Annotated in this window: 16 protein-coding genes; 14 read left to right on the top strand and 2 right to left on the bottom strand. The window is 49.7% G+C overall.

Annotated features, from left to right (window positions below; genetic code table 11):
- Nucleotides 1-9: 9 nt before the first annotated feature.
- The 12 genes from maiA (at nucleotide 10) to IYN85_RS07875 (ending at nucleotide 13,148) form a co-directional block, all read left to right on the top strand.
- Nucleotides 10-660 carry a maleylacetoacetate isomerase gene (gene maiA / locus IYN85_RS07930; RefSeq protein WP_196158264.1) on the top strand — a complete coding sequence of 217 codons (651 nt, stop codon included), beginning with the start codon at nucleotides 10-12 and terminating at the stop codon, nucleotides 658-660.
- 83 nt (nucleotides 661-743) lie between these two features.
- Nucleotides 744-1,106, top strand: a complete 363-nt coding sequence (locus tag IYN85_RS07925; RefSeq protein WP_196158263.1) for a hypothetical protein — start codon at nucleotides 744-746, stop codon at nucleotides 1,104-1,106.
- A 92-nt stretch (nucleotides 1,107-1,198) separates the two neighbouring features.
- Nucleotides 1,199-1,606, top strand: coding sequence for a GNAT family N-acetyltransferase (locus IYN85_RS07920; protein WP_196158262.1), 408 nt, complete (start codon nucleotides 1,199-1,201; stop codon nucleotides 1,604-1,606).
- Entirely contained in the window at nucleotides 1,603-2,178 is a 576-nt protein-coding gene (locus IYN85_RS07915; protein ID WP_196158261.1) for a hypothetical protein, read from the top strand. Before IYN85_RS07920 ends, IYN85_RS07915 begins: the two co-directional genes overlap by 4 nt.
- 8 nt (nucleotides 2,179-2,186) lie before the next feature.
- On the top strand, nucleotides 2,187-2,699 hold the full coding sequence (locus tag IYN85_RS07910; RefSeq protein ID WP_196158260.1) for a GNAT family N-acetyltransferase: 513 nt from the start codon (nucleotides 2,187-2,189) through the stop codon (nucleotides 2,697-2,699).
- Between the two features lie 1,021 nt (nucleotides 2,700-3,720).
- Nucleotides 3,721-4,464 carry an outer membrane lipoprotein-sorting protein gene (locus tag IYN85_RS07905; protein ID WP_370592168.1) on the top strand — a complete coding sequence of 248 codons (744 nt, stop codon included), beginning with the start codon at nucleotides 3,721-3,723 and terminating at the stop codon, nucleotides 4,462-4,464.
- Between the two features lie 12 nt (nucleotides 4,465-4,476).
- Entirely contained in the window at nucleotides 4,477-5,706 is a 1,230-nt protein-coding gene (locus IYN85_RS07900) for an ABC transporter permease (protein WP_196158259.1), read from the top strand.
- A gap of 1 nt (nucleotide 5,707) precedes the next feature.
- Entirely contained in the window at nucleotides 5,708-6,937 is a 1,230-nt protein-coding gene (locus tag IYN85_RS07895; RefSeq protein WP_196158258.1) for an FtsX-like permease family protein, read from the top strand.
- A 10-nt stretch (nucleotides 6,938-6,947) separates the two neighbouring features.
- Nucleotides 6,948-7,640, top strand: a complete 693-nt coding sequence (locus IYN85_RS07890) for an ABC transporter ATP-binding protein (RefSeq protein WP_196158257.1) — start codon at nucleotides 6,948-6,950, stop codon at nucleotides 7,638-7,640.
- Entirely contained in the window at nucleotides 7,630-8,769 is a 1,140-nt protein-coding gene (locus IYN85_RS07885) for a hypothetical protein (RefSeq protein ID WP_196158256.1), read from the top strand. Before IYN85_RS07890 ends, IYN85_RS07885 begins: the two co-directional genes overlap by 11 nt.
- A gap of 138 nt (nucleotides 8,770-8,907) precedes the next feature.
- Complete coding sequence (locus IYN85_RS07880; RefSeq protein WP_196158255.1) at nucleotides 8,908-10,062, top strand: exonuclease SbcCD subunit D; 1,155 nt, start codon at nucleotides 8,908-8,910, stop codon at nucleotides 10,060-10,062.
- Nucleotides 10,059-13,148, top strand: a complete 3,090-nt coding sequence (locus tag IYN85_RS07875) for an AAA family ATPase (protein ID WP_196158254.1) — start codon at nucleotides 10,059-10,061, stop codon at nucleotides 13,146-13,148. The genes IYN85_RS07880 and IYN85_RS07875 overlap by 4 nt, the downstream gene beginning before the upstream one ends.
- Before the next feature lie 451 nt (nucleotides 13,149-13,599).
- Here the strand turns inward: IYN85_RS07875 and IYN85_RS07870 are convergent, their stop codons facing one another.
- Both IYN85_RS07870 and IYN85_RS07865 read right to left on the bottom strand, forming a co-directional pair.
- Nucleotides 13,600-13,926, bottom strand: coding sequence for an EscU/YscU/HrcU family type III secretion system export apparatus switch protein (locus IYN85_RS07870; protein ID WP_196158253.1), 327 nt, complete (start codon nucleotides 13,924-13,926; stop codon nucleotides 13,600-13,602).
- Nucleotides 13,923-16,004, bottom strand: a complete 2,082-nt coding sequence (locus tag IYN85_RS07865) for a hypothetical protein (protein ID WP_196158252.1) — start codon at nucleotides 16,002-16,004, stop codon at nucleotides 13,923-13,925. The genes IYN85_RS07870 and IYN85_RS07865 overlap by 4 nt, the downstream gene beginning before the upstream one ends.
- A gap of 106 nt (nucleotides 16,005-16,110) precedes the next feature.
- Between IYN85_RS07865 and ccmA the strand changes: the two genes are divergently transcribed.
- Nucleotides 16,111-16,743: a cytochrome c biogenesis heme-transporting ATPase CcmA gene (gene ccmA, locus IYN85_RS07860; protein WP_196158251.1), complete on the top strand. Its 633-nt coding sequence runs from the start codon at nucleotides 16,111-16,113 to the stop codon at nucleotides 16,741-16,743.
- A complete protein-coding gene (gene ccmB, locus IYN85_RS07855) occupies nucleotides 16,740-17,411 on the top strand; it encodes a heme exporter protein CcmB (protein WP_196158250.1) in 672 nt (223 codons plus the stop codon). Before ccmA ends, ccmB begins: the two co-directional genes overlap by 4 nt.
- The last annotated feature ends 39 nt before the right edge of the window (nucleotides 17,412-17,450 follow it).

Genomic DNA, 17,450 nt, shown 5'->3' with positions numbered 1-17,450 from the left:
GGATAACCAATGCAACTCTTTACCTACTTTCGTTCATCAGCGGCTTTTCGAGTACGAATTGCGCTGAACCTGAAAGAGCTGCAGTACGAAAGCAAGTTTATCAACATTAAGCCCGGTGAAGACGAGCAGTTTTCACCGGCCTATCTGGCGTTAAACCCGCAGGGGCGCATCCCGTTTATTGTGGATGGCGATGTCAAACTAGGGCAAAGCACGGCGATTCTCGAATATCTCGATGAACAGTACCCGCATCCGAAACTGTTACCTGGCACCATTAAGGAACGGGGTATCGTCCGGCAGATGGTGAACGCCATAGCCTGCGATATTCACCCGTTAAACAATCTCAGTGTATTGAAAAAGCTGAAAGCGGACTTCGGTGCCAGTCAGGAACAATGTGATGACTGGTACCGAGATTGGATCATGCTTGGGTTTGGCGCCTTGGAGCCGATGTTGAAGCAGTATTCCGAAGGCTATAGTTTTGGCAGTAAACTGACCATGGCAGACGTCTATCTGGTGCCTCAGGTTTGGAACGCGAAGCGTTTTAGCGTGGACTTGCGGCGCTACCCGACCATCAGCCGTATTTACGATCACTGCCTGACACACGATGCCGTGCGTGCTGCCATGCCGGAACACCAGAAGGACAACCCGGACTACACAGCCTGATGGTAATACCCGCTAATAAATAGCGATCATGACTTTCATGGTCGCTATGCTATGCTTCGCAAAAATCCAATCAGTGACCTTATATGAATCTGTATATCTTTGCCGAACACGATGATTTAACGGAAATCGCCACCGAGTTGCTTGCCGACATTCAAGGCTGGGCCGAACCGAAAACCACGGTTACCATCATTTACCGTGACGACGAAGCCGATGAACCCCCAGTCGGGCACCGCGACATGGACATTGGTATTGAATTTACGGTATCGAAAACCCAGAAACTCAAAGAACCATTGAACACCTTTTACACATTTGCGAAAAAGCACAAATGTGACTTTGTGGTCGGAATTTTAGAAGACGGCAAGTATTCCGACGTCTGTTACTTCGGTAACGAAGAAGGGCGACCAGATATGTTTGAAATAGCGCATTATGTTGGGTTGGAGCAGTAGGCTGAACTATTGCGTATTTTAAGATTTGCAGTTCCTACTGACGGATTAGCGTTAGGTTAAAGTCATTTCTCTCTTTTTTACCAGGTTTCCCAATGCACACAATTCAAAATTTAGACTTCAGCCACGCCATGCAACTGGCCGTGCTCGATCAAAAACTCATGCTGGAAGAGGGAGGTGACAACGACAAAACATTGGTGCAATTGGATATCCGGATGAAAAATTGGCTGAGCGATGGCTGTGAAGCCGTTGGTGTGATCGATGCCGGTTTGGTGGTTGCGTTTTGTCTGTACCGACTGGACCCTGACGCTTGTCTGGTAAAGAAACTCTACGTGATGGAAGACGAACGCCGCCGGGGCTTGGCGACGCGTTTATTGGACACGGTGGCTGAACGGGCACAAGGTTTGCCCATTCAGCTGCATGTGGCCAGCGGCAATGTAACCGCCTTTGCTTTTTATGAACAGTATGGCTTTACCGAATGGTACAGGACGCTGATTAAATGATTAAACCAAACGTTTTATCACAATATTCGCCACTCAATATTATCATCGGCGCCGGGGAGCAGAGCTATGACGGTTGGTTGGCAACCGGCAAAGAATCATTGGATCTACTCTGCGAAACGGACTGGGTAACCAGTTTTTCGGAGCGCAAAGCTGATCAATTCTTGTGTGAACATGTGTGGGAACATCTTACGGTAGAGCAGGGCATTCAAGCCGCGCGCTATTGTTATGATGCACTGAGCCCTGGTGGACTATTGCGGGTCGCGGTACCGGATGGTTACTTCCCCGATGCGGAATATCAAAGCTTGGTGCAGGTTGGTGGTCCCGGTCCGGCTGATCACCCAGCGGCTGACCATAAGGTGGTCTACAACCACCAGACGTTTAGCGAGGTTTTTAAAGCGGTGGGTTTTCAGGTAGACCTGTTGGAATACTGCGATGAACGTGGACGTTTTCACTACCACCAATGGGATTATCAAACCGGCCCGATTTATCGCTCGTTACTGTCGGATCATCGTAACAGTAAAGATGGTCTGGGTTTTACGTCACTCATACTGGACGCCATAAAACCGCGATGACTCTTACGGTGAAACTCGTTCCTCTTGCCAGCCATTGCATCGATGAGCTTTATCGTTTTGAAAGCGACAACGCAGCTTACTTCGAACAATGGGTGCCACCACGGCCGATAGCCTATCAGTCTGCTTCGACCCTTCTCGAATTGGTTGATCAGCAGATTGGTGAAATAAACAATGGTACGAACTATCAGATGTATCTGGCGTATTGTGGCTGTGAGTTGATCGGCCGTTTTAATCTCACCAACATCACTACGCAAAAAGCAGAAGTGGGCTACCGCATTGGCGCGGGTTTTACAGGTCGCGGTTATGCCGGTGCAGGCTTGCGTTTATTGGTTGCCAACGCTAAATCAAAGCAGCTGACTGAGCTGGAGTCCTATACCACCGCTGACAATGTTGGTTCTCAATGCGTGTTAACGAAAGTCGGTTTTAGCCATAGAGACACGCAACTTGCGGCGGCCGAGTTGAATGGCAAACTCGTGGATTTGCTGAGATTTTCGTGTCACTTGGATATTTCGGGGGCATAGATTGAGTATTAAATTGATTAAACCAAAAAGAATCTACTCTTATTTTTACATTGGTTATCAGTCTCGTCGTGGTGGCGTGTACGATTTGGTTTGCATTAGTGTCCTGAGTTAGAAGTTCGCATGAATTCAGCGTGCCAATCAAGCTTTATAGCTAGGCGTGTCTCGCAGTCAATGTATTCCATTGGCAAGAGACAGAACGACGCTAGAGAGCTTGAATGTCGCGCCCGAAGGGAGCTAATGGAAAACACTATTACGTCGTTGCTCTTCTTGAAAAGATCTCGATATTCTCTACAAAGAGCGCCTTGTACTAGCGCTTCCCATTAGCTCTGAAACTATTCGAACTCCTGACTCAGGACACTTAATGGAACTATCCGCATGAGGGGTCGTTATGTGGTGACGACTTATCAGGGGATCGGTTTGCTCGGTGTTTTCCTGTCCATTACCAGTTTTTGTTATTTGGTCTGTGCGCCGATTGTTCGACGCAATTTTGAACTGAATAATGGTCTCCTTTATTTATGGCTTCGGTTGGCGGTACGCGTTTTACTCTGCGTAGGTTTCGTGATGACGTTTTTTTTGAACAAGGGCGTTTCTGGATAATTGTTATCTACCTCAGCCAACGCAGAATTGCGCAAAAATTGAGGCAAGTTCTGCAGGTAATATTCATTGTCTGGGCAAAGGGCTTAACAAACAGAGTTGCAATTGCAGCCCCGCCCATTGTGTCCTTCAAATCGACGACTGAGCATTGTTGTGGGTTTTGAGAAGGGCTCGCCATTCCCTGCAACTAACATCTTGCTCATCTACCGATCTGACCCAAATGTGGTGATGTACATTACTCAGAATTGGTGTATCTGCGCGGTCCGTGCATGGCCGAACCCTTGAAACCAAAATCATTCTCATTTGATCCAAGTCGTCGATCGTGCCGTCAATGACACTTGTCATGACATTTGCCCCTTTCCTTACCTAAAGCCAGCGGCCTTGTTAGAGTTCCACCCATACCAGTGACTTCAACAAGGAGAATACCGTGAAGCAACAGATAACCCTTATAACTCTATTGGCAGGACTACTCGCTAGCACCGTGATGGCAGCCTCGGACCCAAAGGCCATTGAGCTGCTGGAGCGGGTCGACAACCTCTATCAGCAGGAAAACTCACACGCGGTCATGACCATGGAGATTGTGACCCCGGACTTTGAACGTTCCATGTCGATGGAATCCTGGTCCATCGGGTTGGATTACTCATTGGTTAGGGTGTTAGAACCGAAAAAGGAACGGGGGGTGTCAACATTAAAACGTGAGAATGATATGTGGAATTACCTGCCGAAGATCCGCAAAGTTATCAAAGTGCCGCCGTCCATGATGATGGGAAGCTGGATGGGGTCGGATTTTACGAACGACGACCTGATGCGCGAAGGCTCGTGGGTGGATGAGTTTGATGTCACGCTCAGCGAAGATGACACATTATACACTCTGGACCTGGTCGCAAAACCAGACACGGTTACCGTATGGGGTGCGATGCAGATCATTATCGATAAAACCAATTTGATGCCGTTGAAGCAGGTTTATTTTGATGAAGACGGTTCTGCCATGCGCGAAATGATCTTCAGTGATATTAAAACCTTTGGTGAGGTGACGTTGCCGACCGTGATGGAATTGCGACCGCTGAACAAACCGGAAAACCGTACCCGCGTCATCTATGAAAGCATGGATTTTGATGTCGATATCGATGAAGACTTTTTCTCGCTGCAGAATCTGAAAAAGACACGCTAAGGAGCCATCAAAATGTTGATGCTGAAACTCGCGTTCCGCAACATTCTGCGGAACAAACGGCGAACACTGCTCACTATGCTGAGTATGTTCGGCGGCTACTTTCTATTGGTGTTGTCTTTTTCAGTCCAGTTCGGCAGTTACGAGCAGGTGATCAAGTTTTTCACCAAAGATTCCACCGGTCACGCACAGATCAGTGAGGTGGGTTATCAGGACAAGCCCACATTGTACGCTGCCGTGCCAGCGACCGATGAATTTTACCAACAATTGATGGCGCAGCCCGGTGTAACTCAGGCAACGTCACGTATTGTCAGCAGTGCGTTGGCGTATGGCGAAAGCAAGAGCTTCCCGGTTCGGGTTCTGGGGATCGATGTCGACAAAGAAGCCGACATGACTTTCCTGAAAGAGAAGGTAAAACAGGGCCGCTACTTTAATGCCCAGCCCGATGTAGACGACTATTACGAAGTGATGATCGGAGCATCGGTGGCGCAGCAACTGCAAGTGACGATCGGCGATGAGATCATTCTGATTTCTCAGGGTGCCGACGGCTCTATCGCAAACGATCTGTACATGGTTGTCGGGATTATCGGCACCAAAGACGGGCAAGAAGCTCGCGATGTATATATGCCGTTAGCCGCCGCACAGGATTTCTTTGTCATGCCCGGACAATCGCATTATTGGGCGGTACTGACCGAAAACTATAAAGAGAGCACAGCGCTTGCCACTGAGTTGGACCAATGGCTGGTGGATCAGAAGAGGCTGGAAGCTGTGAGCTGGCAGGTCGTTGCCGATGAATTTTACCGCACCATGAAGGCTGATATTGATGGGGGTTACGTAGCCTATTACATCATCATTTTCCTAGTTTGCATTGGCGTGCTGAATACTGTGTTGATGTCGGTTATGGAGCGCACCGGTGAGTTTGGCGTATTAAAAGCGATAGGCACTTCACCGCGACGGCTGTTCGCGCTGATCGTGATTGAAACAATGTTACTCGCCGGTATCAGTTGTTTGGCCGGCTTCATTTTGGTGATGCCGTTTAATTATTACGTGGCCAGTGTGGGCTTTGCCTTACCCAACCCGATGGAAGTCTCGGGTGTGATAATGTCGCATATGCGGGGGCTATGGAATGTGAGTGTGTTCCTGGAGCCGGCGCTGATTGTGCTTGGTTCAGCGGCGTTCATTTCGATATTTCCGGCGTTGCGTGCTGCTCGCATCGTGCCGATTAAAGCAATGAGGAGTTTGTAAGATGGGACTCACATGGAAGCTGGCGTTGCGGAATATCTTACGCAATAAACGCCGAACGTTTTTAACCATGCTGTTGATCAGCATGACCCTGGCGATTCTGATTTTCACAGACGGCTATATGAAAGCGATGGCCGATGTGATGATCCGCTCTGCGACGCGGTTGTACCCTGGCGATGGGCAGATCCATCATGTGGAATACCTGGCTGAACGCGATGGTGAAAAACAGATAGACGATGTTGCTGGGCATATAGCTGCGCTGCAAAGCGAAGACATGATTGCCAGTTACAGCCCAAGAGCATTGGACTTTGGCATGGTGTCGAGTACCGCCAATAACCTGGCCGTGCAGGTGGTGGGCATCGATGCGGATCTGGAAGCATCGGTGTCAAAATTGAAGCTGAGCATTGTAGATGGTGAGTATCTGAACAACGAAGGTTCGGACAGTCAGATTCTTATTGGTAAAGCACTGGCCGATTTGCTTGAGGTGGATCTGGGTGACCGCTTAGTCGTGTCATTGAACAACTATGACAGTGACGAGATTGACCAGCGGCTGTTCAGAGTGAGCGGTATTTTCCACATGAACTCTAATTTTTTTGATAAGGGTTTGGTGTTCATTCAGTTGGCGAAAGCGCAGGAAATGATGGGCATTGGCGACAATGTTCATGAAATCGCATTTAACTTTGTTGATGAAGGTTTGTCGGGCGATGAATCGTTGCCGGTTTGGAAAAATCTGTCCACGGACACCACCGTTGCGGAAGGTTGGACATCACTCATGGCGGACCTTGCGTCCATCATTTCGATGTTCGATTTCAGCATGTTCATTGTGGGTGGCATTTTGTTTGTCGTCGCCATTCTCGGCGTGATCAATGCCATGTTCATGTCCATCTACGAGCGTACGTATGAGTTCGGCGTCATTATTGCCATTGGTACCCGTCGAATGAGCGTGTTGACGCTGATCCTCGTGGAAGGGTTGGTCATGTGTATCGGGTCATTGATTATCGGTGCAGCTTTGGGTGCGCTGATTACCGTGATTATCGGTAATGTGGGTATCGATTATGGCAGTATGGAATTTTCCGGTGTCGCCTTAGCGGAAGTTCTACGTCCGGAATTACGCATGCTGCAGTTTACCGATTTACCTTTCGCTGTATTTGTTATGACGATGGTGGCCTGTGTTTACCCGGCCATTCACGCATCCCGCATCATCCCTGCGACCGCCTTGCATAAAAGTTTATAGGAGATTCACCATGAAACCAGTTATCGAAACACGGAATTTGAGCCGCCACTACGGCGCAGGGGACACACTCGTTAAAGCCCTGGATGACGTTAACATTGTTATTGAACCGGGTGAATTTACCGCCATTGTCGGACCTTCCGGTTCCGGGAAATCAACACTGTTGCAGTTGATTGGTGGGTTGGATATTCCCAACTCAGGCAAAGTTTTGCTGAGTGACAAGGAAATTTCCGAGATGAGTGGATCCGAGTTGTCGGATTTCCGCCGCGATCATATCGGCTTTATTTTTCAGGCTTATAACCTGATCCCGGTACTCAGTGCCGCTGAAAACTGCGAATACATTATGTTGCTGCAGGGAATTCCAGCCGCTGAGCGCAAAGAGCGCGTCTATAAGATGTTAGCCGAGGTTGGCTTGGAAGGTCGCGAAACACGGCTGCCCAATCAGCTCTCCGGCGGTCAGCAACAACGAGTTGCCGTCGCTCGTGCCATGGTGAGTCAGCCCGATATCATTTTGGCAGACGAACCAACCGCTAACCTAGATTCGCAAACCGGTATGGACTTGCTCGATATGATGCATGACTTGAACCGGCATGAAGGCATGACCTTTGTGTTTTCCACCCACGATCCGAAAATCATGGAGCGCGCCAGTCGTTTGATTCACATCGAAGATGGTCGTGTCATTAAGGATGAGCGCCGTGAAGACTGAGCTGAAATCCCTGACTCTGCTGGTGTTGTTTGCCGGTGGTGTACAGGCCTTTGACTTAGAACAATCGGCCGACTTGTCGGCCACCTTCACTGCATATACACACCCAACGGTATCGGGTTTGCCAGCGGAGATGCAGAGCCCAGAGTATCAGCTGAACGGTAATGTGAGCGCCTTTTGGAATGTATTGGTTTACCCCAGCGACACAACACAGCTGAACATACGATACGGCCTGTCAGCGAACAGCGAGCTGGACCAGGCCGGCTCGGCGAATCAAGAAACCACGACTGCGATGTATCGGGTGGATGATTTGCCCGCACAGATTGACTTGCAGTATCAACAGAACCTAGATCAGTTCAGTGCCACTTGGTACAGCCCGTTCGGAGACTATACCTTGGGTCGACAACCCATATCCTTTGGTCAGGCGCGGTTTTATTCGCCGATTGATGTGATCCAGCCGGCAGAAGTGTTTGCCACGGATCGCAGTTACCGTCCCGGCGTGGATGCTTTCCGAGGTACCTGGCAGTTGGGTGCGGTGTCGGAACTGGAAGCTGGCTATGTATTTGGACAGGACACCGTTGCATTTTCCCGGTTAAAGGCGTATCTGCTGAACAGTGACTGGGAGTTAATTGCACTGCGCATTAACGATGATCATTGGATCGGCTCGCTCGGCACTAGTACCGGTTTTGGCGCCGTTGGGTTCTGGCAGGAAACCGCGGTATTGACCGACACCGAAGACGCCGATGTGCGCGCGACTCTGGGTATGGACTATACCTTCTTCGATGATCTGTATGTGATGGCCGAGCTGCATTACAACGGCTTAGGTGGTGATAATACTACCGCCATGAGTCAATCGTTTTACCAGCTTGGGGCTGTGGTCCCGACCGGGCAGTGGTACGGCAGTGCTCAGGCGAGTTACCCATTGAATATAGTGACTCAGCTCAGCGGTGGTGTCAGTGCGAGTCTGGATGACGGTTCTGTGTTGCTGAATTCATCACTCAGTTATAACGCGTCGGATAATCTGTCGGTAAATGTCTCCGCCCTGTTGCCAGTGGTGAAAGAGCATTCGCTCGATTACGAATATGGCGCATACCCCACTGTGGTCGAAGTTGATCTGGACTGGGTATTTTAACCATTGAATTCCCACGCTGTCAGGACTGCCGAAAGGTGGTCCTGATCCTTTTCCCATCATAGCTCCCGTTTGCAGGCGCTCTCCGGTATCATTCTGGGTTAACTGTATTCGCTACATTACCTTCAACACGGGAACGACATGCGCCTTCTTCACACGTCCGATTGGCACCTAGGCCGACAATTTCATAACGTTAGTTTGCTGGAAGACCAGCGTTATGTGCTGGAACAACTCATTACGGTGGTGCGTGAACAGCAGGTAGACGTGGTGGTGATTGCAGGTGATATTTACGATCGCAGTGTGCCACCGGCGGATGCCGTCAGCTTGCTGAACGCAATTTTACGAACGCTATGTATAGACATGAACGTACCGGTGGTGATGATCAGTGGTAATCACGATGGTGCTGAGCGGTTGGGCTTCGGTGCTGATCTGTTGCAGGCTTCAGGCCTGTACATTCTCAGTCATCTGGATAACTTCAAAAAACCGCTGGATCTCACAGTGGGTCAAGAACAGTTGCGTTTCTATGGCATTCCTTATTGCTCTCCGGAAGAGGTGAGGTACCGTTTCGATACAGACGTACAGACCTTCGATGAAGCCCACAGCTGGCTTGTGACTCAGATCACCGACACACTGGATACCAGTAAACGGAATATTCTGCTCAGTCATTGTTTTGTCAGCGGCAGTGAGGCCAGTGAATCGGAGCGACCGCTGTCCATCGGTGGGGCAGACTCCGTCGCATGGGAACCTATGCGGGTCTTTGATTATGTGGCGTTAGGTCACCTGCACGCACCGCAGTATCGGGGTGAGCAACACATTCGTTATTCCGGCTCATTGTTGAAGTACAGTTTTTCAGAAGTGACACAGCAGAAAGGTGTGACGCTGGTGGATATCGATGATGGGCTGGCACCCATGCCACCGGTGATTGAGAAAATTCATCTGCAACCGCGTCGCGACATGCGAATTATCGAGGGCGCATTTGCGCACATTCTGGAGCAGGCTAAAACCGACGAGAACAGCGAAGACTATTTGCTGATCCGGCTGACCGATACCACGGCGATTCTCGACGCTGTTGGCAAATTGCGTTATTTCTACCCGAATTTATTGCACCTGGAAAAGCCGGGCATGGCTGGGGCCAACCAATCCGCGGAATTGGCCCGCGAGCAATTGAAGCGCAGCGAACTGGATATGTTTGCGGACTTCTTCAACCAGAGTCACAACCAACCCATGACGGACGAGCAAACACAGGCCATAACAGAGATCATTAAGGCTATTCACCGTTCGGAGGCCCGTCAATGAAACCCATTGCATTAACTCTGAAAGCCTTTGGACCCTTTGCGAAAACCGAACAGGTAAATTTCCTCGCGCTGGGTGAAAACCCCTTGTTTTTAATCAACGGACCTACTGGTGCCGGTAAAAGTTCGCTTTTAGATGCTATTAGTTTTGCACTGTATGGTGAGTCGACCGGGAATGAACGTGACCCTGCCGCCATGCGCTGCCAGCAAGCGGATGAAAAACTGGAAACCGAAGTAGTATTTGATTTTCAGTTGGCCGATTCCTGCTATCGGATTCGACGTAAACCAACTCAGGAAGTAGCCAAACTTCGTGGCGAAGGTGTCACTGAACGTAAAACCAGTGCTGAAGCATTCCGGATGTCGGTGGTGGATTGCCAAGGTGAGTTTGACGAAAACCAAGCGGAACGCCTGCCGCTAAAAGGTGTCACCGAAGTAACCCAGTGGGTAACCGAACTGACCGGTCTCAGCGCCAAACAGTTTCGTCAAGTTATGGTATTGCCGCAGGGACAGTTTCGGGAACTGTTGCTGGCGGATTCAGGTGAGCGAGAGCAGATTTTCAGTCAGTTGTTCCAGACTCAGATATACAAAAAAATCGAAGACAAATTGAAAGAAGCTTCTGCACAGATACGCGCACAACGCAACAGTTTGCATGACCGCGTGGTGGGTATTCTGGATATGGCTGCTGTTGCAGATCGAGACACACTGCAAACGGAATTGGAGACAGCCCGGGTTGAATTAAGCGAAAAAGAACAGCAGCTGAAGAACGTTGAAGCGCAGTACAACACAGCAACCAAAGTATACGACAACGCGCAGAGTGTGCAGAAACGTTTTGATCTGCAAGCTCAACTGCAGGAACAGATCAGTGAACACCAGGCGAAACGCCCGGTGATGGATCAGTTACAGCAATTTCTGCAAGCTGCGCAAAAAGCCTCTAAGGTGCTTCCCTTGCATCAGGCCTGGTTAAAATCGACAGCAACATTTACCACCGAACAACAAAGTCAACAAGCTTTGGTATTGAAAGAGCAGCAGCTGGCCGCCGAAATAAAAACAGCTCAGCAGCGGTTTGATCAAGCACGCAGCCAATGGCAAACGCTCGATGCTTTGAAAAAAGAATTACATGAATGGCACACAAAAAAGAGTCTGTTACAGCAATGGTCCCGTTGTGTTGATAGTGAGCGACAGTGTCGGCTCGCCAACGAGAACTGCAAAAAGCAATTAACACAACTCCAAGAAAAGAAAGTTAAAAATTCGCAAACCTACAAAGAGACTCAAGCACGAATATTGTCCATTCAGGAAAATACTCAGATTTTGCCACAATTGAAAGTGGACCTGGAAATCTTCAAAAAACAGGGCGAGCAGAGGGGTAAAATCGATCAATTGCGAAAAGATCACCAGGAGTTGACCGCGCTTCTGAAAAAACAAAAACAGCAAGCAACGGATCGTCAACAGGCCGCTGATCAGGCTGAACATCAGGCGTTAACGCTGGAAATGACCTGGCATCAGGGGCAAGCTGCGGAACTGGCTTCGCAGTTGCAACAGGGCCAACCCTGTTTGGTCTGCGGGAGTATGGAACATCCAAACCCCGCCCATCAACGGGATATCGAGCTTATCACGAAGGCACAGGTGGATTCAGCTCGTGAATCGGCTCGGAACCTGTTGAGTAAATCGTTGCAAAGCCAGAAGGCAGTGGATGAGCTGTTGCAAAAATTGACGGTGTTGACCAATGACATCGATCATCAAACCGCCGAACTCGGCGTGCTGGCGGACAACGGTATAGAGTGGTTTCGGCAACAATGGCAACAGTGTCAACACCAGATAAAGCAATTGGAGCAGGACCTCGTTCTGGCCAAACAAGAAAGCGCAAAATTGAATTCGCTTGAGCAGGAATCCGTGAAGTTGGATGAGCTGCTCGCACAAGCCAATGCAGATTTCGAACAAAGCCAGCAGCTGGTAGCGAATGCGGTGGCCGAATTAACACAGATGGAAAACCAGGTGCCCAAAGCGCAGCGCGATGCCACTGCACTGGATTTGGAAATCCGTACCCGCGAACAAAACATTGATCAGATAGATTCTGTATTTGCCGCTGCACAGAATGACATTAATAGATTGAACGAACAATCCAGTGCTCTGCGCAGTTTGTTGGTAAACAGTGAACAACGGTTAGCAAACTTACAGCTCGAAGTGGACAGTGCGAAGCAAGCGTTTACTGACACGCTTCGTCGTAATGGTTTTACCGACGAGGCCAACTTTACCAAAGCACTCATAGATGAAGGCGAGCAAACCAAGATAGCCGAGCAACTGAAAGCGTACAATCAAACATCGGCTTCACTCAACGGCCAACAAAATGCACTTGAGACCGAGTTGGCCGGCATTGAAAAACCGGATCTGAACGCATTGGCAGAACAGGTGCAAAAATTGAAAGTTCAAATGCGGGATCAAAAGACGCAGAACGACAACGTCAGTGCACGATACATATTGCTGCGTAAAGCAGCCGATCAGTTGGCGCAAGTTGTCAAAGAGGAAGCGGATATTCAACAACGTTACGCCATTTATGGAACGCTTGAAGAAGTCGCCTCAGGTAAAAACGGAATGCGTGTGTCGTTACAGCGATTTGTCCTCAGTGTGCTGTTGGATGATGTACTCAATGAAGCCAGTCAACGTTTGCAGCTGATGAGCAAAGGACGATACACACTAAAGCGAAAAATTGATAAATCCAAAGGCAATAAAGCCTCCGGCCTGGAGTTGGAAGTGGAGGATGCTTATTCCGGTCGACGACGGGCTGCGAATACCTTGTCTGGTGGTGAAAGTTTTATGGCTGCGTTATCACTCGCTCTGGGTTTGAGTGATGTTGTGCAGAGTTATTCAGGCGGCATCAAGTTAGATACGCTGTTTATTGACGAAGGCTTTGGCAGTTTGGACACTGAAAGTCTCGACTTGGCTATTCAAACCCTTATTGACTTGCGAGCAACAGGCCGCACCATTGGCATCATCAGTCATGTCACCGAACTGAAGGAGCAGATGCAGCAGCGAATCGATGTTATTCCTGGTGCCTTGGGCAGTCGGGTACGGGTGCAGGGTGCTTTTGTGTAACAGGAAATATTCACATGCAATGCTTTGCTTTGCCGGACGAGGTTATAGAGGGTGGTGGCTGTTTACTTAGTTGGCGGGTTGTCCTCTGGGCAGTGCTGATAATAAAAATCGACATAATTCAGTTTCATCCGCTTTAAATTTTGTTCCAGGCTGGTTACCAGGGTTTTCGTGGTTCGCCTAGGGCATATCTGCAAGCCCTCAGTTTGTAAAGCCATATTACCTGCAACACACGCCTCGCTCTTCCTTCGAACTATTAGCGCTGAAGTGACTTAATGACGCGCACGAAGGGAGCTAATGGAAACGCTATTACGGCGCTGCACTTCGTGTTAGACGTAAAAACTGTTTCCAGTAGACAGTCAAAGTTGATTGTGGCAAAACCATACATCGTGTCATAAATATTGGCAATTAATCTGTTTCCAACCGCGGTATTCAAATCGGCAAACCTTGTTTGTTAGTCGCCTTCGTAAGTCTTGCGTACTCGATCATAAGCAGAGCGCGTCGCTGTGGGTGAAAAACCATCTGGTACTTCGTTGCGTGCAAAGAAGGCGAACGCTAACACGCTGGCGACCCACTCATAAAGCTGGCTGGGAATTGCCTCGCCAACATTAAGTTGCGAAAGAATGTTCACCAGATCTTCATCTTCGTAAACCGGTACATTGTGTTGTTTGGCTAATGCCAACATGGCCGCCGCTTGTTCGTTTTCCCCCAATGCTGAGACGATAGGTGTTTTTCGTCCTTTGTATTTTAACGTTGCGGCTTTGGTTTGTGTTTGGTTCATGTGCGAATGTCCACCAGGTGTTGTTCGGTTTGGTCGGCTTTGCGTTCTGCCGCTCTTTTGGGCATACCGTGCCGAGTAGCAAGACTTTTTTCGCCTAAACCATCTGTCCAGCGATGAAGCATGGGCATGAGTTGGCTCAGATGATTCAGTGTTGAGCGGTCTTCACTCCAAAAGGTTATTTGTGTTGCGTCGGCAGACCAATCTATGTCTGCGCAGATCGGTGCCAAAGGTGCTAAGGTCAAGTAGATTTTCATCCGCCAACGGCGACCAAAAGCGGCTTCTTTGTCATTGTCTTTTTTCTTGTTGGGTTTCTCTTGCCACCACTCAATGTCAGCCCAGCTGGTTAAGCCGAGCCAGATCAGGGGCAGGTGCATTTGTTGAATCGGTGTGTCTGGTGCGTTCCATTGCATCGTCGTGGTTTGCACGGCGGCGTGCTGCAGTCGAGCCTGCGTGGCTTCTAACCAAGCCTGTAACGCATGCAATGCGGGTTCTTCGGTTCTGTTTTTTGTGGACTGAGCGGAACTGCCTGGCCCGTGTGCTGTGATGTTGATCTGGCCTTCGGCAATCTGTTTCAGAAGTTCACTGGCTCGGTATTTAAGTTGATGTTGCAAATGTGCCGGAGAGGCAGCAATTTCACCTTGCAGTGCGTTCAGCCATTGGCCGAGTTTGATTTCCAGAGGAATATTTTGACCGCGGTCCGTCGAATACCCAGGGGCAATCAGCGGTTGGTGTTGCCAGTTGATTTTCGGCGCTTGATCAGCCGACACAGTGGTTTTGCTTTGCTGTAATTGCGCTGACAGCTGCTGACTATTCACGAATAACGTCGACGAGTTTGGCAGTCCTGGTGGTAACGTTTGGCTGGTATTTTTTAGGGCTGCACTTGATGGGATTAACACCGGAATAAGATTTCTTTGCTCTGCCGTAGTTAACAGGTTGCTGGCTGCTTGAAGTCGCACTGGACCCGCTGCTGGGTTTTGAGGCGTGTCCGTACCTGATGTTTTCACTGTCGGCTTCGCCAAAGAGGCAGGCGTGGCATGATTGGCTAGGCGGACGGCGGTGTATTGGTGGTGCAGGTCTTTGCTGGTGACAGTTGGGGCATCTGCTGACAGGCGAAAGATCTGACCCATAAAGTTCAGACTTGGTCGGGTCGGCTCGCTCTGTGAATTGGAGCTAGGCGATAGCGGCGTATTGGTTTGCAAAGTGTTGGTGGGTGCTTGTTGAGTTGTGGTGCCAGGCGCGCGACCCATTAAAGAAGAGATCAACTGGTCCACTGCCGTCTGAACTTGCTTCGGTGTAGAGCCTATTGTCGGTTGTAAGCCGATAGCTTGAGTCAATCTTGGATCGGGCACGATGAGTGCACTCAGCTTTTGAGCCGTGACGTTCTCAGTGGGCGGTGCACTGCCCATTGGCTGACCCATCTCTGTGGGTGGTGGCGCCTTGCCGGCGGTTGCGCTGACCATGGGCGCCCACGCCCGCCAGGGGCTGAGTGGCGCAATTTCCTTGAACCATTGGTGGATAAGCGGTTTTGTGACAATGTCCGGTCGCTGCGTCAGCCATTGTATTAAGGGTTTCAGTGTCGGGTGGTTTTGGCTGAGTTGCCGCAGAGTGTCTGTCGAAGGCAAGTCAGGGAAGCTTCGACTGTCAGTTTTGGGTAAAAGATGGGCTCGCCAAAATTCAAGCTCTAACTGCACCAGCCGCTGCAATTGCTCGACGTTCGGTTTCTCGATTGGACGGTACTGCCCATTGTCATCCAACTCTAGTAGCAGCGATGTGCCGGGCTTTATGTGTGTATCTGACGGTAATCGAATCGGCGGTTCACTTTTAGGGTCATTCTGCAATACGAGTTCGTACAGGGATTGACGCTTGCCTTCCAACAGTGGTGTCGATTGCAGAACGACGGTCAACAGCGGTGAAGGCGGAGGAAGTGGTTCGGTTTTTGTAGGCAAAGCCTTGGTTTCGGGCAGGCCGTGACCGCGCTTTACCTTCTGGCTGGCGACGGTTGTGTCACTGGGAAGTCGGATGCCTTCATTTGCCATGGACATTGGCCTGTTTTTAACCCGTTCATTGATCTTAATCATTTATCGGCCAAAGTCCTAATTCCTTGAAATTTCAGGCTTTGGTAAAGGTTACCGATGGCACTGCAGGTGTCGTTATAATGCCCCGGTTATCGATGTGGAAGGTGTTATGACAGAGCTGTTGCGTGCTGAAAATCTGTACTGTGAAAGAGACGAACGGGTTCTGTTTAATCATCTCGATTTTTCCCTCCAAGCAGGCGAGATACTGCATGTTAAGGGGCCGAATGGGGCAGGAAAAACAACCTTATTGCGCCGCCTGGTGGGATTGAGTTGGGTCGTTGAAGGCCAGTTGAAGTGGCATGATTCGCTTAGCGAGCAAGGCGAAAAGCTTGATGGTCACGGTTTCTGGTACCTGGCGCATCGACCAGCCGTCACCTTGCAGCAAACCCCTCTGGAAAACCTGGCTTTTGCCGTTGCCCTGCACAATCAGAACTTACCCTCAGAAGCGATCTGGCAAGCACTGGATACCGTCGGTTTAAGGGGTTATGAAGATGTCCCTGCTGGCAGCTTGTCCGCGGGGCAGCAACGCAGGGTCTCATTAGCCAGACTTTATCTGGATATGCCGTCGATAAAATTATGGTTACTTGATGAACCTTTTACCGCACTGGATGTGAATGCCGTGCGTCAGCTGGAGCGGCGTATTGAAGCCTTTGCTGAGTCTGGCGGTACCGTGGTCATGACAAGTCATCATGGCCTGACACACACAGCCGTACGCGAGTTGCTGATAGGGGCACCCTTATGATGTTGGCACTAGCACAGATGATGCGCCGTGAGCTCAGTCTGGCAAATCGCCGACGCGCCGATTTAGCAAACCCCCTGTTCTTTTTTCTGATTGTCGTTTCACTGTTTCCTATAGGAGTGACGCCGGATCTCGAAAAACTCAGTGAAATGGCACCCGGCGTTTTGTGGGTGGCAGCTTTGTTGGCATCTCTGTTGTCTTTAGATCTTTTATTCCGACACGATTACGAAGATGGTTCATTGGAACAGATGCTGTTGTCGTCGGTGCCGCCGCAATTGTTAGTGTTATGTAAAATCCTCAGCCATTGGTTGGTGACCGGTTTGCCATTGACGTTATTATCGCCTTTGCTGTCTGTCATGCTGGCGTTGCCGGGTTCGGCATTGCCTTTGCTGATGCTGACCCTTGCGCTGGGTACGTTGACACTGAGTTTGCTGGGCAGTATTGGTGCTGCTTTGACCGTTGGTTTGCGAAAGGGTGGTTTGTTGTTAACCATTTTGATTATGCCGCTCTTTGTACCGGTCATCATATTTGGTACGTCTGCCATTCAGGCGTTTGTAAATGGTATGCCCTGGGTCGCTCAATTATCGCTGCTCGGGGCCATCGCCGCTGGTGCTTTCGTTGTTTCGCCCTGGCTTACGGTGGCAGCGCTTGATGTCACTGTGGGTGACTAAAAAATGAGAAGAACAATCCATTAATATGGTTAACGAAAA

It is taken from the genome of Reinekea sp. G2M2-21, from assembly GCF_015687175.1.
Lineage (GTDB): Bacteria > Pseudomonadota > Gammaproteobacteria > Pseudomonadales > Natronospirillaceae > Reinekea.
The sequence above is the reverse complement of the archived record's forward strand: the minus strand, read 5'-3'. Positions and strand labels throughout refer to the sequence as shown.